Here is a 20499-nt window from a genome sequence, read left to right as displayed (position 1 = left end):
CCGGGGTGCGCGGAGGGGGTGTGGTCCTGGGTGCTGGTCCTACTGGTACGCGCCGAACGCCTTGGTGAAGGCCAGCGGTTCCTGGGCGATCGAGCTGCACGAGGCGTCCGCGGTGGGCTTGGCGCCGCCCGCGCACTCCTTGTCGCGGGTGCCCGACCACATCGCGAGCCAGGCGAGGCCCTTCTCCTTCGCGAAGGCGACGAGCTGGGTGGCGTCCTCGACCTTGAAGACCTCGGTGCTGACGTCGTTCACGCCGATCATCGGGGTGACGGCGACGGCCTTCCACGCCTCGGCGTCGGAGAGCCCGAGCACGCCCTTGATCTGGGCCTGCGTGGCGGTGGCGGCCTGGATGGCGTAGGTGCCCATGTCGCCGCTGTAGGAGGCGCCGTAGTCCATCGCCATGATGTTGACGGCGCCGACGTCCACGCCGTTCTTCTTCGCGTCCGCGATCAGGTCGACGCCGGGCTGGGTCAGGCCCTCGGGCATCACGGGCAGCGTGAAGGACACGTCCAGGCCGGGGTGCGCCTTCTGGAGCTGCGCGATGGCCTGCGCGCGGCGGGTGTTGGCGGCGGTGTCGGGAAGCGCGCCGCCCTCGATGTCGAAGTCGACCTTGGTCAGCTTGTACGTGTCGACCACCTTGCCGTACGCGGCGGCGAGGTCGGCGGCCGAGGTGCAGCGCAGGGCCAGTTCGGATCCCGAGGCCCCGCCGAAGGAGACCCGGACGTCGCCGCCGGCCGCGCGCAGGGCGCCGATCTGGGAGGCGACGTGGTCGTCACCGAGGCCGGTGACCCCGCCCCAGAGTGGGGCGCAGCTGCCGCCGGAGGTGATGAAGGCGAGGTTGAACTGCTTGACGCCGGTCTTGTTCGCGGTGTCCACCAGGTCGTACGCGGGGTAGAGCGAGGTGTCCACGTACGGGGCGAAGCGGGCGCCGCTCGCGGTGGAGCCGCCGTCGTCGGTCTTCGTGGGGGTGGGGGTCGGCGTCGGGGTCGCCGTTTCGGTGGGCTTCTCGGTGGGGGTGGCCGTGGGGGTCGGCGTCGCGGACTCGGTGGGGCGGCCGCTGGGTTCGGGGGTGGCGCCGGGGTCGACGGAGCACGTGGCGCCGTCGATCAGGCAGCCGGTGGGGTCGGCTGCCGTGCCGTCGGCGGCGGTGACGAAGCCGACGGTGACGGACTGCCCGGCGGCCAGCTGCTTGTTCCAGCTCGCGGGGCGGACGGTGACGTGGTCGCCGCTGACGGTGTGTTCGCCGTTCCACAGCGAGCTGAGCTTCGTGCCCGCGGGGAGGTCGAACTCCAGCGTCCAGTCGGTCTTCGCCGAGCCGGTGTCGTTGGTGACGACGTACTGCCCGGTGTAGCCGCCGGTCCAGCCGCTGGTACGGGTGTACGCGGCGCCGACCGCCGATGCCTGCGCCGTCCCGGTGAGGGCGAACACCGTCCCGCCGATCACCGCCGCGGCGACGACCGAGCCGATCACCTTGGTCCTGGTGCCCATCGTGCGCCGGTGCGTACTGGTGCCCATCGCGTTCCTGCCTCGTCGTACGGAAGTGGGGATGCGGGAGCACGCTAGCGGCTGCGGATCGGGCGAATGGGGCGATTCGGGCCGGGGTTGAGGTTCTTAGGACTGCCTTAAGGAGCGCATCGGCCGCGCTAAAGGTTGACGCGTCCCAGACTCCGGTGACGGCGCCGGCGGCCCACCCGGTGGCCCCGTCCGCCGCCCTGCGGACGCTGTCCGTCGAGCCCGATCCAGACCCGGACCTCCGTGCCGCCCAGCACCGAGCGGCCGATGCGCACGTCACCGCCGGTGGACTCGGCGACCCGGCGCACGATGTCGAGCCCGAGCCCGGTCGAGCCCACCGCGTCCCGGGCCCCGCCGCGCGCCAGGGCCGCCTTCGGGTCGGCGATCCCGCCCCCCGCGTCCGAGACCAGCACGATCACCGCGTCACCGCTGTGGTGCACGTCGACCGCGAGGGCGGTGCCCTCCGGGGTGTGCCGGAAGACGTTGCCGAGCAACGCGTCGAGCGCGGCCGCCAGTTCGGGCCGGCCGACCGGGATGCGTACCGTCCGGTCCACCCCGGCGAGGCGCACCTCGCGGCCCTCGTCCTCGGCCAGGGCGGACCAGAAGGCCATGCGCTCGCGGATCACCTCGGAGGCGTCGCAACCCGCGCCCGGGCCGCCCGGCTGGGTCTGGGGGCGCTGCTCGCGGGCGGTCCGGATGATCGTGTCGACCTCGCGCTCCAGCTGTTCGACGGCCGCCCGGGTCTGTTCGGCCGCGGGGCCCTCGCCGAGCGACGCGGCGTTCAGCCGGAGGACGGTGAGCGGGGTGCGCAGCCGGTGCGAGAGGTCGGCGGCCAGTTCGCGTTCGTTGGCGAGGAGCTGGACGACCTGGTCGGCCATGGAGTTGAACGCGACGGCGGCGGAGCGCAGTTCGTCCGGGCCCTCCTCGGGGACGCGGGTGCCGAGCCGCCCCTCCCCCAGGTCGTGGGCGGCGCCCGCGAGGCGGCGGGCGGGCTCGACCATGCGGATGCCGAGGCGGTCGGCCACGGCGACCGAGCCGACGATGAGCGCGACGCCGACGGCGGCCAGCATCAGCCAGGCGGTGGTGACCCCGTGGGACACGGCGGCCTCGGGCACGAACACCTCGACCACCGCGATGTCCCTGGGCCCCACCGCGGTCGGCTGGAGCAGCACGGAGCCTCCGGTGACCCCGGTGATCGTGGCGCGCCCCGAGACACGTACGGCCTCCAGCTCCTCGCGGGTGGCGCGGCCCTTGCCGATGTCGACCGCGATGCCGTCGGGCTCGCCGGAGGCCGGGATGTGGACGGCCATCCGCCCGGCGGCGCCCGGTTCGGTGGTGAGGATGGCCTTTTCGAGCTGGGTGCGGTCCGTGGTGATGGAGAGGGTCGGGCCGATCGTCGCGGCCTGCCGTTCGGCGTCGGAGAACGCGCGGTCGCGGGCCATCTCCTTGACGACGAGACCCAGGGGCACGGCGAAGGCGATGACCACCATGGCGGTGACGGCCAGGCAGACCTTGACCAGCGCCCATCTCATGCCGGCTGCTCCGGCGCCGGGGGCTGGAGCTTCACGCCGACGCCGCGCAGGGTGTGCAGATAGCGCGGCCGGGCCGCGGTCTCGCCCAGCTTGCGGCGGAGCCAGGAGAGGTGGACGTCGATGGTCTGGTCGTCGCCGTAGGACTGCTGCCAGACCTCGGCGAGGAGTTCCCGGCGGGGCACGACGACGCCGGGGCGCCCGGCCAGGAAGGCCAGCAGGTCGAACTCGCGGCGGGTGAGGTCGAGCGCGGAGCCGTCGAGTTCGGCCCGGCGGCGCAGCGGGTCGACGCAGAGCCCGCCGACCTGGATGACGCGCGGGGGCGGCGCCTCGCCGCCGGTGGCCCGGGCCCGGCGGAGGACGGCGGCCATCCGGGCCGACAGGTGCTCCACGGAGAACGGCTTGGTGAGGTAGTCGTCGGCGCCGTCGTTGAGGAGCCGGACGATCTCGCTCTCGTCGTCCCGGGCGGTCGCGATGATGACGGGCACGTCGGTGATGCCGCGCAGCATCTTCAGGGCCTCGGATCCGTCGAGATCGGGCAGCCCGAGATCGAGAATGACCACGTCGAAACGGAAGTGGGCGACTTCGCGCAAGGCTTCGAGCGCGGTGCCGACGCTCCGTACGGTGTGACCGGCCTCCGTCAGGTGCCGGATGAGGGCGGAACGTACAAACTGGTCGTCCTCGACCACGAGCACACTGGGCATGGGCGGCACCGTACGCCATCCGGTCTGCCCGGGTGTCATGTCCACCCGTTTCGTGGTGCAGGATGTTGATGATGCAACGAGGTCTGGTACACGCGCTGGCGTGGTCGCTCGCCACCGGCGCGGCGGTCACGGTCTCGTGGTGGGGTGTGCACTCCGTGCTCGCGGGCACGGTGTACGACCCGCCGCGCGCGGTGCCGGTCGCGGCGCCGACCACGGAGAGCCTGACGTCCTCGACGCACCGCCCCGCCCTCTCGCCCTCACCGTCCCCCGAACCCCGGGCCACCACCCCGAAGCCGACCGCGCCGTCTTCCCGTAAGCCGTCCCCGTCACGCACTCCGGCGCCCAACACCCCCCGCCCGGCGTCCGGGACGACCGCGGCGGCCGGGAAGGCGCGGAGTTACGCGACCGACGGCGGCCGGGTCGTCTTCGAGATCGGGGCCACATCGGCGGAGCTGGTGTCGGCGACCCCGGAACCGGGCTGGTCGATGCGGGTGTGGTCCAACACGACGTGGATACGGGTCAACTTCGCCCGGGACGACGGCACGACGGTCTCCGTCTTCTGCACCTGGAACGACCACGCGCCCCAGGTGGACATCGTCAACTCGTAGCCCGTACGAGAAAGAAGTCAGCGGAACGCGTCCGGGGGCGGCGGTGGTGACGGGCGGGCGTCCGCGTCGTGCACCGGGGCCGCGCCGCCGGTGAAGTCCGCGAGGGCGCGGCCGTGTTCGACGCGCCCGGGGTGCGGGTCGGTGGCGACGCGGCGGGTGAGCTGGGCGAGATCCGGCGCCGTGTCGGAGGCGAGCAGGACGGCGTTGCCGAAGCGGCGGCCCCGCCACACCGTGGGGTCGGCGGCGAGCGCGAGTTCGGGGAAGACCGTGGCGGCGGTGGCGATCTGGGCGCGCAGATGGGCCAGCGGCGGCCCGTCCGCGAGGTTGGCGACGTAACTCCCGCCGGGCTTCAGGACCCTGCGCACCTCGGCGAGGAATTCGGTGCTGGTCAGGTGCGCCGGGGTGCGGGCGCCGCTGAAGACGTCCGCGATGACGAGGTCGGCCCAGCCGTCCTGGATCTTCCCGAGCCCCGCGCGGGCGTCGGTGGACCTGACCCGGATCCTGGCCTGCGGGTCCAGCGGCAGTTCGCGGCGGACCAGCTGCACGAGGGCCGCGTCGATCTCGATGACCTGCTGGGTGGACCGGGGACGGGTGGCGGCGATGTACCGGGCGAGTGTGAACGCCCCGCCGCCCAGGTGCACCACGTGCAGCGGCTGCCCGGCGGGCGCGACGAGGTCGGCGATGTGGCCGATGCGGCGCTGGTATGCGAAGGAGAGGTACGTGGGGTCGTCCAGGTCGACATGCGACTGCGGGGCCCCGTCGATCGTCAGCGTCCAGGCACGCCGGCGCTCCCGGTCGGGCACGAGCTCGGCGAGACCGCCGTCCACGGGCTCGGAGACGTTGTGCTCCGGGGCTCCTCGGCCCGCCCGTCCCTTGCGGTCGCCGCCGCCGGCCGCTCCTCGACGTGCCACTGCTTCTCGCCCCTGCCCACTGCTCACCATGTCCGGGACGAGCCGATCCGCGCGGCCCGCCGTCCGGCCATTATCGGTGCGAGGGGCGCGCCCGGCTCACCGGCAGTTGTCGGCGGCCTCGATCAGCCGGGCCGCCTGGTCGAGCGCGACGCGCAGCACGGCCGGGTCGGTGACCGGGGTGTCCTCGGCGGGCGGCAGCAGCCAGCCGCTGCCGGAGACCGGCGGCTCGGCGGGGATGCGCAGCCCCCGGCCGTCGGTCCGCGTACAGGCGCTGCCCGGTACGTCCCAGCCCTGTGCGGTGCCCGGCGGCACCAGGAAGCCGAGGGTGTCGCAGGTGCCGTCGTGGATGACCGGGCCCACGACGTCCCGCGCCGCGCCCCGGCGCAGGATGTCCACGGCCTCCAGGCCCTGCCGTGCGGGCACGGTCACCAGATCGCAGGGTTCGTCGGCGGCCGCCGCGCCGCCGTTCGGCAGATCGATGTGCAACAAGGGACCTCTCCTCTCATCGCCGGAGCCGTATTCCGTCTCCACAGGGACCAACGCGCCGACGGCGTCAAGGGCTACGGTGCGACACCGCCGCAAAGGGTGGCAGTTCATGGCGGATCGCGGCCGAGATGCCCGGTTCATCCGGAAACGCTTCGTGTGCGACCTGTCACAGCGGGTACGTTCTTGCTCCGCCGGGACACCGGAAACGTCGCCCGGCTCGCACCGAGAGGGCCATGCCATGGTGTCGACACGGGCAGTTCCCAACCTCGCCTTCCGGCGGCTGCGCGGCCCGCGCTCCGCCGGGGAGTTCGCTGCCGCGGTCCGCAGGTCCGCTCGCGAGATCGGCGAGCAGGTCGCGTGCGACGCCCGGTACATCGGGCGCGTGGAGTCCGGCGAGATCCGCTGTCCCAACTACGCGTACGAGCGGGTCTTCCTGCACATGTTCCCCGGGACGACCCTGGAGGACCTGGGCTTCTCGCCCCGCGCTTCGGTACGCGGGCGGGGGGCCAGGTCCGCGGCGGACGCCCCGCCCCCGACTGCCCCGCCGCCGGAGCCCGGCGGCGACGACGAGGAGAGCGACGTGCTGCGTCGCGTGTTCATGACGAGCGGCACCACCACGGTGGCGGCCGTCTCCCTGGGCCTGGGCCTCGGCGGCCCGGCCGCCGCCCTGCCCCTGCAACGCCGGGTCGGCGATACGGAGGTGAGCGCCGTCGAGCGGGCGGTGCGGCAGATCCGGGTGCTGGACGACCGGCACGGCGGCGACTGGCTCTACCGGCGCGCCTCGCAGCCCCTGCGGGCGGCGTACGCGCTGCTCGACGCGGGGACCGTGAACCGGCGCTCCACGGCGGACCGGCTGCACTCCGGCGCCGGTGAACTGGCCATCTCCGTGGGCTGGCTGGCCCATGACTCGGGCCGCTTCGAGGACGCCCGCTCGCACTACGCGGAGGCGCTGGCCACCGCGCGGGTGGCCGGTGATCCGGCGCTGGAGGCGCACGCGTTCTGCAATGTGTCGTTCCTGGCCCGCGACACGGGGCGGCCGCGCGAGGCGGTGCGCGCGGCGGAGGCCGGTCAGCGGGCCGCCGAGCCGCTGGGCTCGCCCCGGCTGCGGGCGCTGCTCGCGCTCCGGGAGGCGGGGGGCCGCGCGGGGCTCGGGGACCGTACGGGCTGCGAGCGGGCGCTCGGCCGGGCGCACTCCGCGTTCGCGCGGGGGCCCTCGGGGGCGGACCCGGAGTGGATGAGCTTCTTCCGCGAGGCGGAGCTGGAGATGCTGGAGGCCCAGTGCTGGGCGGCGCTCGGTGACTGGGCGCGGGCGGCGCGCCACGCGGACCTGGCGGTCCGGCTCCAGGATCCCCACTTCACCCGGAACCTCGCGCTGTACCGCGCGGAGCTCACCTGGGACCTGGCCCGCGGGGGCCGCCCCGAGGAGGCGGCCGCGGCCGGCCACGCGGTCCTGGACCTCCTGGACGAGGTCCGGTCCTCCCGCATCCGCGCCATACTCCACGACACGGTGGGGGCCCTGGGGCCCCGGACGGGGGCGACTTCCGCGGTACGCGACCTCCTGGACCGCTACAAAAGTGTGCCCGCCTGCCCGGCCCACCCCAGCCCGTCCGGCGCTTGAGGACGGAACCCTCTGCCCCGGTCCGGGGCGCAGCCGCCCGGCCCTCGGGCCAAGGACCCAGGACAGGCACCGCCCCCGTGCGCAACGGTTCCGTCCTCAAACGCCGGACGGGCTGGGTTTCACCGGCTCACCGGATCCGTCGGGCGCGCCGGACGGGCTGGGTTTCACCGGCTGACGGGATCCGTCAGGCGCCCCGGACGGGCTGAACCCCATTGCTCACCGCTCAAGGTGCCCCGTGTCGTTCCATTTCTGGATCGCCGGGGCGCCGTACGCCCAGCCCAGGACGGACAGCGACGTCGGCGCCAGCCAGATGCGCGCGCCGAAGGCGATGTCCTCGCCCAGCCAGCGCGCGCCGAGCGCCCGCAGGATGTGGCCGTGGGCGAAGACCAGGACGTCCCGGTCGGCGGACCGCGCCCACTCCACGATCTCGTCGGCCCGGGCCGACACCTCGGCGGTGCTCTCGCCCTCGGGCACCCCGTCGCGCCAGATGAACCAGTCCGGACGGCCCGCCTTGATCTCGGCCGGCGTCATGCCCTCGTACGCCCCGTAGTTCCACTCCATCAGCGCGTCCCACCGCTCGGCGCGGTCGCCGAAGCCCGCGAGCGCGCAGGTCTCGGCGGCCCGGACGAGCGGGCTGGTGCGGACCTCCAGGTCATGGAGGTCCGTCCACGGCCCCCGGTGCAGCCGCTCGCCGAGCAGCTTGGCCCCCTCGCGTCCGGCGTCGAGCAGCGGAATGTCCGTCCTGCCGGTGTGCCTGCCGTTGAGGGACCATTCCGTCTGCCCGTGCCGGGCGAGCAGGATGCGCGGTGCCATAAGAGGGTTCTCCCTGAAAAGCCAAGACCTTGTTCCCATCATCCCGTATCCGCCCATGAGGCAACCCGGCGGCCCGCGGCGGCGTCCCACTGACCACAGATGAATCGCAGCAGCTGAGGGGTGCCGACCACACCCCAGGGGGACACGCGCCCGACGCGCACCGTACGGTTGAACGCCCGCAGTCGGCCGCATGAATACGTGATGGAGAAGTTCCGGATGCCGCACGCCACCACCGCGCCCGCTCCGCGCCACCGGCCCCGCTGGTGGACCGAGCTGCCGCTCCTGGCCCTGGTGTACGCGGCGTACTCCGGCGGCCGCCTCCTCGTACGCGGTGACGTGTCCACGGCTGTCGACCACGGTCTGAGCCTCCTGCGCCTGGAGAAGGCGCTGTTCCTGAACGCGGAGCACCCGCTCAACCGCCTCTTCACGGCGCACCCCTCCATAGGCATCCCGTCCGACTTCGCGTACGCCTCCCTGCACTACGTGGTCACCCCGGCCGTCCTGATCTGGATGTTCCGCCGCCACTCGGCCGCGTACCGCAGGGCCCGCACCTGGCTGATGACCTCCACGATGCTCGGTCTGATCGGCTTCACGCTGATGCCGACGTGCCCGCCGAGGCTGCTGGACGCGCAGCACGGCTTCGTGGACACGATGGCGCAGTACAGCTCGTACGGCTGGTGGGGTACGGAGGCGAGCGCGCCGCGCGGCATGGGCGGGATGACCAACCAGTACGCGGCGATGCCCAGCCTGCACGTGGGGTGGGCGCTGTGGTGCGGCATCCTGCTGTGGCGCCACGCCAAGCACCCCGCGCTGCGCGCCGCGGGCATCGCGTACCCGCTGATCACCACGTTCGTCGTGATGGGCACCGCCAACCACTACCTGCTCGACGCGGTCGCCGGCTGCGCCGTGATGGGCGTCGGGGCGCTGCTCGCCCGGCCCGTGACGCGCCTCGCCGACCGGGTCAGGGCGGCGGTCCTGCCCCGCTTCTCGCGGGGTTCCGCGACGACGGGGTCCCCGGATGTCAGTGCCGGGTGCAAGACTTCGGCGGGTGAGCGAATCCCCGGCCAGCGGACCTCCTCCGCAGAACCAACCGACGCGGCAGCAGCGGCCGGCCCGCCTGCCCGGGCCGACGGCGCCGACCGGTCCGGACGCGCCCCCGACGGGGACCCTGCGGCGGCGACTCGCTGAGCTGAGAGGCCCGGCGGTCGCCCCGCGCCCGCTGGACGCCCGCGCGCTCGCGGCCCTCGCCGCCAACCCGGGCTGCAAGCGCCGCGCCCTGCTGGACGGCGCCGGGGTCGACAAGGGCGCGCTCGCCTCCGCGCTGGGCTCACCGGCCCCGTTCGGCCAGTCCCAGTTCGCCTTCATGCGGGGCAACGCCTTCGAGGCCCGGGTCAAGGCCGACGGCGGTACGGAGCTGATGCGCCTGCTGCACGAGCGGCTCGGCGGCTCCGGTGAACCGCCGCGCGAGGTCGCGACGCCCGATCTGGCCGCCGCCGGGCCCGAGGGCCGCGCGGCCAGGACCGCGCTGGCGCTGCGGGAGGCGACGGAGGCCGGCGGCTGGGCGCTGCTCGACCACCCGATGCTGGCCCTGGAGGTGGCGGGCTCCCCGGCCTATCTGGAGCCGGACGCGGTCGTGGTGCATCCGGACGGCACCTGGACGGTGGTCGAGATCAAGTCGTTCCCCATGATCGACGGCTCGGCGGACGCCGCGAAGGTGGGCGCGGCGGCCCGCCAGTCCGCGGTGTACGTGCTGGCTCTTGAGCGGGTCGCGGGGGTCACGGACGGGGCACGGGTGGGGCACCGGGTGCTGCTGGTGTGCCCGAAGGACTTCTCGAACCTGCCGGCCGCCTCCGTGGTGGACGTACGCAAGCAGCGCGCCGTCACCCGTCGCCAGCTGACCCGGCTCACCCGCGTCGAGGAGATCGCGGCGGCCCTCCCCGAGGGCGCCTCGTTCGACCCGGAGCGCTCCCCCGAGGACCTGGAGTCGGCGGTCGAGTCGGTCGCCGCGGCCTACGCGCCGGAGTGCCTGTCCGCCTGCGAGCTGGCCTTCCACTGCCGGGCCCGGGCGCGGTCCGAGGGCGCCGTGGAGGCGCTGGGCCGTGGGGTGCGGGGCGAGCTGGGCGGCCTGACGACGGTCGCCGGGGTGCTGGCGGCCGCCGCGGGCAAGGAGGGCGACCCGGCCGATCCGGCGGTCGCCGCCCTGCGCCGCGCGGCGGCGTTGCGCGCCGAGGCGCTGGAGGGGCGGGCCGCATGTCGCTGATCAACACACTGGCCCGGCTGGAGGCCGTGGAGAGCGGCCGGGCGCGGCCGACGGCCACCGTGCGCCACCGCCGGCTGACGGAGCGGCCGCTCGTCCTGGTGCCGCTGACCACGGCGGGCGAGGCGGGCGCCCCGCTCGGCGCGCTCGTCGGCACGGACCGGGAGGCGCCCCGGCTGCTGGTCGTCGCCCAGCCGCGCGACCGGGACCTGCGGTTCGCGTTCCTCGCCGAGCTGGCCGAGGCGGTCCTGCCGCACATCGAGGCGTACGCGGACGTCATCGAGCCCGCCGAGCGCAACGAGACCGATCCGGCGACCGGGAAGCGGGTCAAGGTCGAGACGGAGCTGTGCGTGGACGCGGCGCAGCTCGTCGTCCCGAGCCGGGCGGGCATCGAGTTCGTCCGGCTGCTCGGCCGCTCGATGCGCTTCCGGCGCACCGCCGAGGACGACCCGGACACGCCGTATCCGGCGCCCGCCCGGGTCCCGCTCCTCGGGCGCTGGCTGACGCATTACGGGGAGCGGGCCCGGGTCCCCGGCTCGTCCCTGCTGCCGGCCTGCACGGACCTCCTGAACCGGCACTGGGCGACCGGCCAGTCGCATCTGGAGGACCAGCACCTGGGGGCGCTGCTCGCCTGGATCGACCCGCCGGCCGGGGAGTCCGGGGCGGAGGCGGCGCTCCGGGCCGAGCTGGCCCGGGACGCGGCGGGGCAGCTGCTGTGCCCGCCGGCCGGCCCGGCCACCGACCCGGACTTCGACAACCGGCTGCTGGCCCCGGCGATCGAGAAGTACGACCGGGCGCGCGCCTCGTTCGCGGCGGCCGAGGACGGGCTCGCCGCCGATGCGCGGCTGGCCGAGCTGACCGGGGCCGAGCGCGAGATCAGGGCGCTGCTCGCCGGGGTGCTGCTGCCGACCTGGGACGCGGTGTGGCGGGGTCTCGACCTGCTGCGGGAGCTGCCCGAGGGGTCCCGGACCGAGGACCGCTGGACCCGGGACCGCTGGTCGTTCACCGCCCATCGCGACCGGGTGCGCTCCGGTGAGCCGCCCCAGCCGCGCCGGGACGACGCGGTGACGGCCGCCCGCAAGCTGGCCGCCCGGGAGACGGCCCAGGCGCAGCTGGAGGCGCAGGAGGCGCTGGACGACCCGCTCGTCCTGGCGGGCCGGCGGCTCGCCGGGGAGGCGTTCATCGCCGAGGTGAGCGCGGTGGAGATGGCGTACAGCGAGTCGAAGCGGCCCTCGCCGCGCCCGCTGGTCACGGTCCGCACCGAGGAGCGGCCGCAGCTGGGCGCCGGAGTGAAGGTCTACCGCTCGCTGGACGGCAAACCGCAGACCGCCGAGTGCGTGGCGTACGGCCCGGCGGACGAGCCGGATCCGACGGACGGCGAGGGCGGCGCGCTGTCGCTGGTGCTGCGGATCACGGACCGGATGGGGCGCGGCAAGGAGCCGGCCCCGGGGTCGGTCCCGGAGCCGGGCGACCGGATCGCCTGGACCTTGTTCGAGCACGACCAGCGCGGCGGGCCGCAGTTGCCGGACGCCGAGGAGACCCCGTGGACCCACGGCGGTCCGCCGGGCGGCCTGGAAGCGTCCGAGCTGCCCGATCCCGTGACCCCGGAGGACCTGCTGTGACGGCCGTATTCGACCCGGGCGCGGCGGCGGGCCTGGCCACCGCGAAGATTCTGGACGACACGCTGAACGGCACGGCCCGGGGCATCGTGGTGGACTCCCCGCCGGGCGCCGGCAAGTCGACGCTGGTGGTGCGCGCGGCGCTGGAGCTGGCCGCGGCGGGCCGCCCGCTGATGGTGGTCGCCCAGACGAACGCGCAGGTGGACGATCTGGTGGTGCGGCTCGCGGAGAAGGACCCCGAACTGCCGGTGGGCCGGCTGCACAGCAGCGACTCCGATCCGTACGACAAGGTGCTCGACGGCCTGGCCAACGTACGCAAGTCGGCGAAGGCGGCGGATCTGGCCGGGCTCGACGTGGTGATCTCGACGGCCGCGAAGTGGGCCCATGTGAAGAACGTGGAGCCGTGGGGGCACGCGATCGTGGACGAGGCGTACCAGATGCGCTCGGACGCCCTGCTCGCCGTGGCGGGGCTCTTCGAGCGGGCGCTGTTCGTGGGCGATCCGGGCCAGCTGGACCCGTTCTCGATCGTCGGCGCGGACCAGTGGGCGGGGCTGAGCTACGACCCCTCGGCCAGTGCGGTGAGCACCCTGCTCGCGCACAATCCGGAGTTGCCGCAGCACCGGCTGCCGGTCTCCTGGCGGCTCCCGGCGTCGGCCGCGCCCCTGGTGTCGGACGCGTTCTACCCGTACACCCCGTTCCGCAGCGGCACGGATCACGGGGACCGGCGGCTGTCCTTCGGGGTGGCGTCGGACGGGTCGGCGGCCGACCGGGTGCTGGACGAGGCGGCGGAGTCCGGCTGGGGACTCCTCGAACTGCCGGCCCGGCACACCCCGCGCACCGACCCGGAGGCGGTGCGGGCGGTCGCCCTGGTGGTGCGCCGGCTGCTGGACCGGGGCGGCGCGGCCACCAGCGAGCGGTCGCCCGACGCGGCCCCGGTGACGGCGGACCGGGTGGCGGTCGGCACGGCCCACCGCGACCAGGCGGCGGCGGTGCGCGCGGCGCTCGCGGAGCTGGGCGTGACGGGGGTCGCGGTGGACACGGCGAACCGGCTCCAGGGCCGCGAGTTCGACGTGACGGTGGTGCTGCACCCGCTGTCGGGGCGGCCGGACGCCACCGCGTTCCACCTGGAGACGGGCCGCCTGTGCGTGCTGGCGTCCCGGCACCGGCACGCGTGCGTCGTGGTCTGCCGGGAGGGCGTCGCGGATCTGCTGGACGAGCATCCGTCGACGGAGCCGGTCCAGTTGGGCGTCACGGTGAAGTTCCCGGACGGCTGGGAGGCGAACCACGCGGTGCTGGCGCATCTGGCGGAACACCGGGTGCGCTGGAGTTGTTGAGTGCGCCGGGGGCGCGCCCGGGCCGGCGCACGCCCTGGCCGCCGGACAGGCCATGCGCCCTTGCGCCCGTCAGGACAATGGAGGGTGGCCGTCCGGGCCGCCTGAGGAGGAAGAGCACATGGCACAACCCGAGCAAGGCGAGCAGCGGCGGCTGCGCCCCGCACCCCTGCTCTTCGAGCCGGCGGCCGCCGTCGCGGACCCGGAGCACTTCTTCGACCTGGAGTCGATGGACGATCCGAAGGAGCTGCTGGGCCGGGCGACGGAGCTGGCCCTCGCCTTCCGCGCCGCGACCGACCGCGCGGTCGAGTTCCAGGCGATAGCGGCGGCCCAGCTGGCCGACCCGCGCCGGTTCGACCGGCTCACCACGGCGGACATCGCGCAGCGCGCGGAGTGGACCGAGGACTACGCGAAGAAGATGGTCGAGTTCGGCCGCACCCTGCTGAACACGCCGCAGCCCTAGGACCTGACCGCCTGACCCGGGCGAAAGGTCCCGGGTACGGGCCGCGGGTACCACCCTCCGGCATATGCCCGGGCGAACCATACTCCTTGTGCGGTTCTCCTGTCCCGATTTCCGGCAACTCTCGGAATCCGGTTGATCACTCCGGGTAGACCTGTGCACATGACCGCATGGCTGCCCGACGAAACGACCCTGCACCACGGCGACGGACCCTGCCTCCGCGCCGACCACGAGGCCGATCTGTTCTCGGCCCTGCGCGAGCCCGCGCGGAACCAGACGGCCCAGGTCACGGCGGCCGGTGCCGCGTGGCTGGCCGGGGCGACGGCGTACCCGCGCAGTGCCCTGGCCCAGTGGGAGTCGCGCCCGGCGGCGCCCGGGGTCCTGCCGTGCGGCACGGCGTTCGACGTGGTGAACGTACCGACGCTGTTCGGGCGCCGGATGCTGGAGCACCTGTGGGCGGACGGTCCGGGCTCGGGTCCGGTCGCCGCGCACCGGGGCCGGATGCTGCTCTTCGCGGCCCCGGGCACGGCCCAGCGGCTGCCGTCGCTGCTGGACTGGGAGGAGTGGGGCGGCGGCCCGCAGAGCCGGAACGGCGGCGGTACGAAGGTGCCCCCGCTGCTCTGTCACGGCACCGGCGACGCGGTGACGGTCCCGCCCCTGACCTGCGACGAGAAGTACACGGGGCCCCGCTGGCTGGTGGCCCCGGACACCCGGACCCCGTGGCTGCCGGGGCCGGACGTACTGCTGTGGGCGTGCGTCCGGGTGGCCCGGTCGGCGCCCGCTCCGACGCCCCGTATTTCGATTTTTCCTCTCACCGATCCGGGTGCTAAGGTCTACGACGTCAGCAGGCGCCGCTAGCTCAGTTGGTTAGAGCAGCTGACTCTTAATCAGCGGGTCCGGGGTTCGAGTCCCTGGCGGCGCACAGACGGAAGAAGCCCCTCGCGGAAGCGGGGGGCTTCTTCGTTTCCCAGAGCCGGTCCGGCAGCGGGCCCGGTCAGGTGCCCGTGGTGATGCGGACCGTGTACGCGCCCGAGGGCGTCCGGTCCGCGACCTCGACCGTGGCGTGCGCGCCCGGCACGGAGTACGTCTCGCCGACGCGCAGCGGCGCGTCCGCGAGCGGCGGGTAGACGGAGCGCTCCCAGCAGGCGTCGCTGTCCGGATGCGTGTCGAGCACCTCGACCGGGCCACCGCCGGACGGGGTCTCGTTGCGCACCCGGTAGAGCAGGACGCCCTCGGCGCAGGTCGAGAGGTCGTTGCCGGTGGAGGCGCGCGCCTCGACGGCCACCGCGCTGCCCTCGCCGGTCCTGATCACCGCGAGCCGGGTGCCGAGCGAGGCGCCGGGCACGGGCACGTCGGCCATCGGTTCGAGGGTGACGACGCGGTCGCTCTGGACGCAGACCACCTGCCGGTCGTCCAGCCAGCCCAGCTTCCACTTGTGCCAGCCGAAGAGGTCCGGCGCCAGGCCGAACTGGCTGCCCATGACGTCCCAGTCGCCGACGTAGGTGTCCCAGTCGCCCTTGCCGTCGGTGGGCCGGTGGTAGAGGTCGGGCAGGTCGAAGACGTGGCCGGTCTCGTGGGCGAGGACGTTGTGGTCCGGCGGGTGCTGCTCGAAGACGGTGACGACGCGCCTGATGTCCGTACCGTCGGCGTGCAGCGGCCGGTCGAAGTTGACGACCTTGGTGGCGTCCGAGTCGACGCCGGGGGCGTCCGGGTCCGCGACGAGGTAGACGAGGTCGTACCGCGAGAAGTCGATGCGCTGGTCGGCCACGCGGATCGCGTCGCGCAGATAGGCGCTCCGCCGGTCACTGGCCCAGTCGCGCTGTATGCCGTACCAGGTCGAGGGCTTCGGCATCCGGATCCACTCCCGCTGCGGGTGCGGGCGCAGCGTGAACTTCCCGTACGAGGCCCGCTGGAAGAACTGCGTGGTGGCCGGGAAGTAGTCGGCGGTGAGCTCGGCGGGGGTGGTGGCCGGCTTGGCGTCGGGGAACGAGAGGAAGACCATCACCGCGTCGAGGGCGTGGTCGGGGCGCGGGTAGGCGCCGTTCCAGCGGTCGACGCCGAGGGAGTGGTGCGCGGGGGTGCGGGGCAGCGCGCAGGGGGTGGCGTCCCCGGTGGCGGCGGCCGCGGGCCCGGCGACGAGGGAGGTGGCGACGAGCGCCAGCAGCGAGACCAGCCCGGCGGCCAGCGCGCGCGGGCTGGGCCGCTCCACCTCTGAGGGCCCGGTCTGACGCGGCACATCTACCTCCGGAACGGGGAGCGGACACCTAGGGCCGCGGACGACTCCGGCGCGGGGCGCGGACCCTGGAACCCTCCCGTCCACCTTGTGGGGTTATGGCCGTTTCGTCACGCTGGACTCCCCCAGCCGTGTCGATCACCGCTCCGCCGACTTCCTTCACAGAAAGTCACAATCGATCACTTGCGCAACGCGTGAGGACAGAGGTGCGCAGAATCAATCAGTCGGGGACAAACCGGATCGGCGTCCGCATGGGCCGTGCGAGTCGTGGGCGGGGCGCCCGAGGGCCGGGGCGCTGGATCGGCCCGGGGCGCGCCCTCTATGCTTCACCTCGCTTTCCTGCGCGGTTTCCGCCTCTGACGACGGCACTCCACGCGGCGGGCCAGTCCGGCCAGAGGTGTCCGGGACAGAACTGCAGGGCGGAGCGAACGGTGAGCGCAACCTCCGAAGGGCCGGGGCCCGAGGCGCCCTCCGCACAGCGACCCGTCCTCACGCAGAGTCACGAAGTGTGGCCGCCCGGCGCGTCCGCCACCGAGGCGCACGACTACCGGGCCGCGTTCCGTGCCGCGACCCTGCCGATGGCCGTGGTCGACCACGAGGGCCTGATCGTCACCGCCAACGAGGCGCTCGGCGCGCTGGCGGGCACCGGGGCGGCGGCGCTCACCGCGCAGTCGGCGGCCGATCTGGTCGACCTCGCGGCGGACGCCCGCGCCTGGCACGCGTACCGCGAGGTGCTGCACGGCCGGCGCTCCCGCTTCCGCTGCACCCGGCGCCTCAAGCACCCCGACGGGCGCTCGCTGTGGGCCGAGATCACCGTCGTACCGCTGCCCGACGCCCGGCAGGCGCACCGTGACGACGCGCCCGCTCAGGTGCTGCTCTCCGTCGCGGACGTCAGCGACCGGCGCGAGCTCCAGAACCGGCTGCGCCACCTCCAGATGCACGACCCGGTGACCCGGCTGCCCAACCGGGCGCTGTTCTTCGAGCGGCTGTCGGCGGCCCTGCGCACCCCGCCCCACGAGGACGGCTCCGGGTCCCGCGTCGGGCTCTGCTATCTGGACCTGGACGGCTTCAAGGCGGTCAACGACACCCTGGGGCACCGCGTCGGCGACCGGCTCCTCGCGGCCGTCGCCGCCCGGCTCACGGACTGCGCCGGGCAGGAGGGGGCGTACCCGTCCGGTGCCCCGCTGGTGGCCCGGCTCGGCGGCGACGAGTTCGCGGTGCTGGTCGAGGAGTCCACCGGCACCGAGCAGCTGACCGGCCTCGCGCGCACGGTGCTGGGCGCCCTTCAGCAGCCGTTCGACCTGGGCGGGCAGCGGCTCTCGGTGTCGGCGTCGATCGGGGTGGTGGAGCGGCCCGTCGCGGGCACGTCGGCCACCGGGCTCATGCAGGCCGCCGACACCACGCTGTACTGGGCGAAGGCGGACGGCAAGGCCCGCTGGACCCTGTTCGACCCGGAGCGCAACGCCCACCGGATGACCCGCCAGGCGCTGTCGTCCACGCTCCGCCCGGCCGTGGAGCGCGGCGAGTTCACCATCGAGTACCAGCCGCTGGTCGGCCTGGCCGACGGGGTGGTGCGCGGGGTCGAGGCGCTGGTGCGCTGGAACCACCCGCAGTTCGGCATGCTCGCGCCGAATCGGTTCGTCGCGATCGCCGAGGAGGACGGCTCGATCGTGCAGCTCGGCCGCTGGGTGCTGCGCGCCGCCTGCCGCCAGGCGAGGCGCTGGCAGCTGGACCACCCGGCGCAGCCGCCGCTGTTCATCAGCGTCAATGTCGCGGTGCGCCAGGTCTGGGACTCCGACCTGGTCACCGATGTCGCGGAGATCCTGGCGGAGACCGGGCTCGACCCGGCGCTGCTCCAGCTGGAGCTGACCGAGTCCGCGGTGATGGGTTCGGCGGGCCGCCCGCTGCGGGCCCTGCAGGCGCTCAGCGACATGGGCGTGCGCATCGCCATCGACGACTTCGGCACCGGCTACTCGAACCTCGCCTACCTGAGCCGCCTCCCGGTGTCCGTGCTCAAGCTGGACGGCGCGTTCGTGCGCGGTTTCCGTTACGAGGACGGCACGCATCCCAGCCCCGCCGACGAGACGATCGTGGAGGCCATGGTCGAGCTGGCCCACCGGCTGGGCCTGACCGTCACCGCGGAGTGCGTGGAGACGGCGGGCCAGGCGGAGCGGCTGCGCCGGATCGGCTGCGACACCGGACAGGGCTGGCTCTACTCCCGGGCGGTGCCCCCGGAGCGCATCGCCGAACTGATCGGGGCCCGCGCCCCGGGGGCGTAACGCCTACGCGTGGGGCAGGCCGTACGCGTCGGCGATCAGGTCGTAGCTGCGCAGCCGGGCCTCGCCGCCGTGGGCGTTGGCGGTGATCATCAGCTCGTCGGCGCCGGTGCGCTTGGCCAGGGCGTCCAGGCCGGAGCGGACCTCGTCGGCGGTGCCGTGCACGATGTTGACCAGCCAGTTGTCCACGAACTCGCGCTCCATCGGCGAGAAGGCGTACGCCTCCGCCTCCTCGGGCGTCGGTACGAGACCGGGCCGCCCGGACCGCAGCCGGAGCATCGAAAGCGCGCCGGTCAGCACCTGGCGCCGGGCCTCGCGCTCGTCGTCGGCGGCCAGCGCGGCGACGCCGATCAGGGCGTACGGGGCGTCGAGCACCGTGGACGGCTTGAAGGAGTCGCGGTACAGCTCCAGGGCCGGGACGGTGTTCTGGGCCGAGAAGTGGTGCGCGAAGGCGAACGGCAGCCCGAGCACCCCGGCGAGCCGGGCGCTGAAGCCGGAGGAGCCGAGCAGCCAGACGGGCGGGCGCGCCGGGGACTGGACGCCGCCCTCGGCGGTGGCCTGGACGGGTCCGGGGACCGCGTGGATGCGGGCGTAGGGGTGTCCGTCGGGGAAGTCGTCGTCCAGGAACCGGGTCAGCTCCATCAGCTGCTGCGGAAAGTCATCCGCACCTTCGTTGAGCCGTTCCGTGCGCCGCAGCGCCGCCGCCGTGGCGCCGTCCGTGCCGGGGGCGCGGCCGAGGCCGAGGTCGACGCGGCCGGGAGCCATCGCCTCCAGGGTGCCGAACTGCTCGGCGATGACCAGCGGGGCGTGGTTGGGCAGCATGACGCCGCCCGAGCCGAGGCGGATGCGCTCGGTGCGGGCGGCGGTGTGGGCCAGGATGACGGCCGGGGACGAGGAGGCGACGCCGGGCATCGAGTGGTGCTCGGCGACCCAGTAGCGGTGGAAGCCCCGGCGCTCGGCGAGCTGGGCGATCTCCACGCCGGTGCGCAGGGCCTGGCTCGCCGTGCGGCCCTGGCCGACGGTGACCAGGTCCAGCACGGACAGCGGCACGGGGGCGGTGCCCCGGGCCGTGCCGCGGATCTCGTCGCCCTGGATCTCGTCGCCTCGAATCTCGTCCACGTTCTGGCCTCTCCGGTGGTGCGCGTCGGTGCTCGTCTGTCCGGAGAGCACGAACAGGAGGAGGGCTCCGTTTATTCCGGGCGCCTTGTTCCAGCCCCTCGTTCCGGCCTCCGCTCCGGCCTCCGTTCCGGGCGCGCCCTACAAGCTCTTCTTCCCGTGCGCGTACGCCCGTCCGTTCCCCCGGCTCACCGGGGCCGGCGGCTGCTCGCGGTGGGCGAAGAGCGCGCCGAGCCTCGGGGCCCAGGCGGGGCGGTCGGCCAGGCGCAGGGCCTCCCGGGCCGCCACCTGGCTCGCGGTGAGGACGGGCTTGCCCAGTGCCTCCTCCAGCTCGGGGAGGTGGGAGACGGTGTGCAGGGCCGTGTCGGGGATCAGGACGGCCTCGGCCTCGGGGCGGTCGGCCGCCCTGGCCAGGTCGAGCACCTGCTCCGCGCTCCAGGCGGCGGCCTCGGCGGCTTCGGTGACGCCCGCCGCGTGGACACCGGCCACCTCCGTGCCGGTCTCCCGGAGGAACGCGGCGAACCGCTCGGCGACCGCTTCCGGGTAGGTCGCGGCGACCGCGACGCGCGCGGCGCCCAGCTTCCGGACCGCGTGGACGAAGCCGATCGAGGTGCTGGACGCGGGTACGCCCGCCGCCCGGGCGAGGGCCGCGGCCTGGTCGTGGGCGCCCTGCCACCCGTACAGGAAGCTGCCGCCGTCGCAGGCCCAGACGATGGACTGGACGCCGGAGCGCTGCAGCTCCTCGATACCCGCGGCGAGGCGGCCGGGCGTGCCCAGGGCGCTCAGCGCCTCCTCGCGGTAGGCGGCGTCCGGGCTCTCGGTGTGGCGGACGACGAGTCTGATGGTGCTGTCGAGGAGGATCTCCATGCGCGGATAGTCGTCCTCGGCGAAGTGGCCCGGGTAGAGGAATCCGACGGTCGTCATGTCCACCCTTTCTCTGCGCCTGCTGCTCTGCGCCTGCGTCTGTGCCGCGCGGGTTCGCGGCGGCACTGACCGGTTTCCCCGCTCCTGTTCCAGTATTCCGCC

Annotated in this window: 18 protein-coding genes and 1 tRNA gene; 10 read left to right on the top strand and 9 right to left on the bottom strand. The window is 74.3% G+C overall.

What is annotated here, in order from left to right:
• Nucleotides 1–39: 39 nt before the first annotated feature.
• The 3 genes from OG867_RS21255 to OG867_RS21245 form a co-directional block, all read right to left on the bottom strand.
• Nucleotides 40–1515 carry a cellulose binding domain-containing protein gene (locus tag OG867_RS21255; RefSeq protein ID WP_406287545.1) on the bottom strand — a complete coding sequence of 492 codons (1476 nt, stop codon included), beginning with the start codon at nucleotides 1513–1515 and terminating at the stop codon, nucleotides 40–42.
• A gap of 128 nt (nucleotides 1516–1643) precedes the next feature.
• Nucleotides 1644–3044: an ATP-binding protein gene (locus OG867_RS21250; protein WP_406287543.1), complete on the bottom strand. Its 1401-nt coding sequence runs from the start codon at nucleotides 3042–3044 to the stop codon at nucleotides 1644–1646.
• Nucleotides 3041–3745 carry a response regulator transcription factor gene (locus OG867_RS21245; protein WP_406287541.1) on the bottom strand — a complete coding sequence of 235 codons (705 nt, stop codon included), beginning with the start codon at nucleotides 3743–3745 and terminating at the stop codon, nucleotides 3041–3043. The genes OG867_RS21250 and OG867_RS21245 overlap by 4 nt, the downstream gene beginning before the upstream one ends.
• Before the next feature lie 68 nt (nucleotides 3746–3813).
• Here OG867_RS21245 and OG867_RS21240 point away from each other — a divergent pair, with 68 nt between their 5' ends.
• Nucleotides 3814–4353, top strand: a complete 540-nt coding sequence (locus tag OG867_RS21240; protein WP_406287539.1) for a hypothetical protein — start codon at nucleotides 3814–3816, stop codon at nucleotides 4351–4353.
• Between the two features lie 17 nt (nucleotides 4354–4370).
• Here OG867_RS21240 and OG867_RS21235 read toward each other — a convergent pair whose 3' ends face one another.
• Nucleotides 4371–5264: a spermidine synthase gene (locus OG867_RS21235; protein WP_406287537.1), complete on the bottom strand. Its 894-nt coding sequence runs from the start codon at nucleotides 5262–5264 to the stop codon at nucleotides 4371–4373.
• A 96-nt stretch (nucleotides 5265–5360) separates the two neighbouring features.
• Nucleotides 5361–5750 carry a hypothetical protein gene (locus OG867_RS21230; RefSeq protein WP_328904329.1) on the bottom strand — a complete coding sequence of 130 codons (390 nt, stop codon included), beginning with the start codon at nucleotides 5748–5750 and terminating at the stop codon, nucleotides 5361–5363.
• Nucleotides 5751–5988: 238 nt separating this feature from the next.
• Here OG867_RS21230 and OG867_RS21225 point away from each other — a divergent pair, with 238 nt between their 5' ends.
• The gene (locus tag OG867_RS21225; RefSeq protein WP_406287534.1) at nucleotides 5989–7368 is read left to right on the top strand and encodes a tetratricopeptide repeat protein; all 1380 of its coding nucleotides are present in this window, start codon (nucleotides 5989–5991) and stop codon (nucleotides 7366–7368) included.
• A 216-nt stretch (nucleotides 7369–7584) separates the two neighbouring features.
• On the opposite strand, the gene OG867_RS21220 is transcribed toward OG867_RS21225, so the two are convergent.
• Nucleotides 7585–8181, bottom strand: coding sequence for a histidine phosphatase family protein (locus tag OG867_RS21220; RefSeq protein WP_406287532.1), 597 nt, complete (start codon nucleotides 8179–8181; stop codon nucleotides 7585–7587).
• Between the two features lie 216 nt (nucleotides 8182–8397).
• On the opposite strand from OG867_RS21220, the gene OG867_RS21215 reads away from it, so the two are divergent.
• From OG867_RS21215 to OG867_RS21185, 7 genes are all read left to right on the top strand, one after another.
• Nucleotides 8398–9369: a phosphatase PAP2 family protein gene (locus OG867_RS21215; protein WP_406291097.1), complete on the top strand. Its 972-nt coding sequence runs from the start codon at nucleotides 8398–8400 to the stop codon at nucleotides 9367–9369.
• Nucleotides 9299–10441 carry a hypothetical protein gene (locus OG867_RS21210; RefSeq protein ID WP_406291095.1) on the top strand — a complete coding sequence of 381 codons (1143 nt, stop codon included), beginning with the start codon at nucleotides 9299–9301 and terminating at the stop codon, nucleotides 10439–10441. Before OG867_RS21215 ends, OG867_RS21210 begins: the two co-directional genes overlap by 71 nt.
• The gene (locus OG867_RS21205; RefSeq protein ID WP_328900289.1) at nucleotides 10432–12060 is read left to right on the top strand and encodes a hypothetical protein; all 1629 of its coding nucleotides are present in this window, start codon (nucleotides 10432–10434) and stop codon (nucleotides 12058–12060) included. The genes OG867_RS21210 and OG867_RS21205 overlap by 10 nt, the downstream gene beginning before the upstream one ends.
• Entirely contained in the window at nucleotides 12057–13391 is a 1335-nt protein-coding gene (locus tag OG867_RS21200) for an AAA domain-containing protein (RefSeq protein ID WP_406287530.1), read from the top strand. The genes OG867_RS21205 and OG867_RS21200 overlap by 4 nt, the downstream gene beginning before the upstream one ends.
• A gap of 118 nt (nucleotides 13392–13509) precedes the next feature.
• Complete coding sequence (locus OG867_RS21195) at nucleotides 13510–13851, top strand: hypothetical protein (RefSeq protein ID WP_328900293.1); 342 nt, start codon at nucleotides 13510–13512, stop codon at nucleotides 13849–13851.
• Nucleotides 13852–14010: 159 nt separating this feature from the next.
• Nucleotides 14011–14706 (top strand): bifunctional DNA primase/polymerase, encoded by a 696-nt coding sequence (locus OG867_RS21190; RefSeq protein WP_328900294.1) that lies wholly within the window; start codon nucleotides 14011–14013, stop codon nucleotides 14704–14706.
• Nucleotides 14697–14770: transfer RNA gene (locus tag OG867_RS21185), tRNA-Lys, on the top strand. The genes OG867_RS21190 and OG867_RS21185 overlap by 10 nt, the downstream gene beginning before the upstream one ends.
• A 72-nt stretch (nucleotides 14771–14842) precedes the next feature.
• On the opposite strand, the gene OG867_RS21180 is transcribed toward OG867_RS21185, so the two are convergent.
• Nucleotides 14843–16057 carry a M6 family metalloprotease domain-containing protein gene (locus OG867_RS21180; protein WP_406291093.1) on the bottom strand — a complete coding sequence of 405 codons (1215 nt, stop codon included), beginning with the start codon at nucleotides 16055–16057 and terminating at the stop codon, nucleotides 14843–14845.
• Nucleotides 16058–16512: 455 nt separating this feature from the next.
• Here OG867_RS21180 and OG867_RS21175 point away from each other — a divergent pair, with 455 nt between their 5' ends.
• Complete coding sequence (locus tag OG867_RS21175) at nucleotides 16513–18360, top strand: putative bifunctional diguanylate cyclase/phosphodiesterase (RefSeq protein WP_406287528.1); 1848 nt, start codon at nucleotides 16513–16515, stop codon at nucleotides 18358–18360.
• Between the two features lie 3 nt (nucleotides 18361–18363).
• Here the strand turns inward: OG867_RS21175 and OG867_RS21170 are convergent, their stop codons facing one another.
• Together OG867_RS21170 and OG867_RS21165 are read right to left on the bottom strand one after the other, a co-directional pair.
• A complete protein-coding gene (locus OG867_RS21170; RefSeq protein ID WP_406287525.1) occupies nucleotides 18364–19476 on the bottom strand; it encodes an LLM class flavin-dependent oxidoreductase in 1113 nt (370 codons plus the stop codon).
• Nucleotides 19477–19614: 138 nt separating this feature from the next.
• Nucleotides 19615–20397, bottom strand: coding sequence for a decarboxylase (locus tag OG867_RS21165; RefSeq protein ID WP_406287523.1), 783 nt, complete (start codon nucleotides 20395–20397; stop codon nucleotides 19615–19617).
• Nucleotides 20398–20499 lie beyond the last annotated feature (102 nt).

Source organism: Streptomyces sp. NBC_00209 (genome assembly GCF_045206345.1).
Taxonomy (GTDB): Bacteria; Actinomycetota; Actinomycetes; order Streptomycetales; family Streptomycetaceae; genus Streptomyces.
This window is presented reverse-complemented; position numbering and strand designations above follow the sequence as displayed.

Coding starts and splice junctions, on each gene's coding strand:
- OG867_RS21255 (WP_406287545.1), bottom strand. CDS start 1,515: ATGGGCACCAGTACGCACCGGCGCACGATGGGCACCAGGACCAAGGTG.
- OG867_RS21250 (WP_406287543.1), bottom strand. CDS start 3,044: ATGAGATGGGCGCTGGTCAAGGTCTGCCTGGCCGTCACCGCCATGGTG.
- OG867_RS21245 (WP_406287541.1), bottom strand. CDS start 3,745: ATGCCCAGTGTGCTCGTGGTCGAGGACGACCAGTTTGTACGTTCCGCC.
- OG867_RS21240 (WP_406287539.1), top strand. CDS start 3,814: ATGATGCAACGAGGTCTGGTACACGCGCTGGCGTGGTCGCTCGCCACC.
- OG867_RS21225 (WP_406287534.1), top strand. CDS start 5,989: ATGGTGTCGACACGGGCAGTTCCCAACCTCGCCTTCCGGCGGCTGCGC.
- OG867_RS21220 (WP_406287532.1), bottom strand. CDS start 8,181: ATGGCACCGCGCATCCTGCTCGCCCGGCACGGGCAGACGGAATGGTCC.
- OG867_RS21215 (WP_406291097.1), top strand. CDS start 8,398: ATGCCGCACGCCACCACCGCGCCCGCTCCGCGCCACCGGCCCCGCTGG.
- OG867_RS21205 (WP_328900289.1), top strand. CDS start 10,432: ATGTCGCTGATCAACACACTGGCCCGGCTGGAGGCCGTGGAGAGCGGC.
- OG867_RS21195 (WP_328900293.1), top strand. CDS start 13,510: ATGGCACAACCCGAGCAAGGCGAGCAGCGGCGGCTGCGCCCCGCACCC.
- OG867_RS21190 (WP_328900294.1), top strand. CDS start 14,011: ATGACCGCATGGCTGCCCGACGAAACGACCCTGCACCACGGCGACGGA.
- OG867_RS21165 (WP_406287523.1), bottom strand. CDS start 20,397: ATGACGACCGTCGGATTCCTCTACCCGGGCCACTTCGCCGAGGACGAC.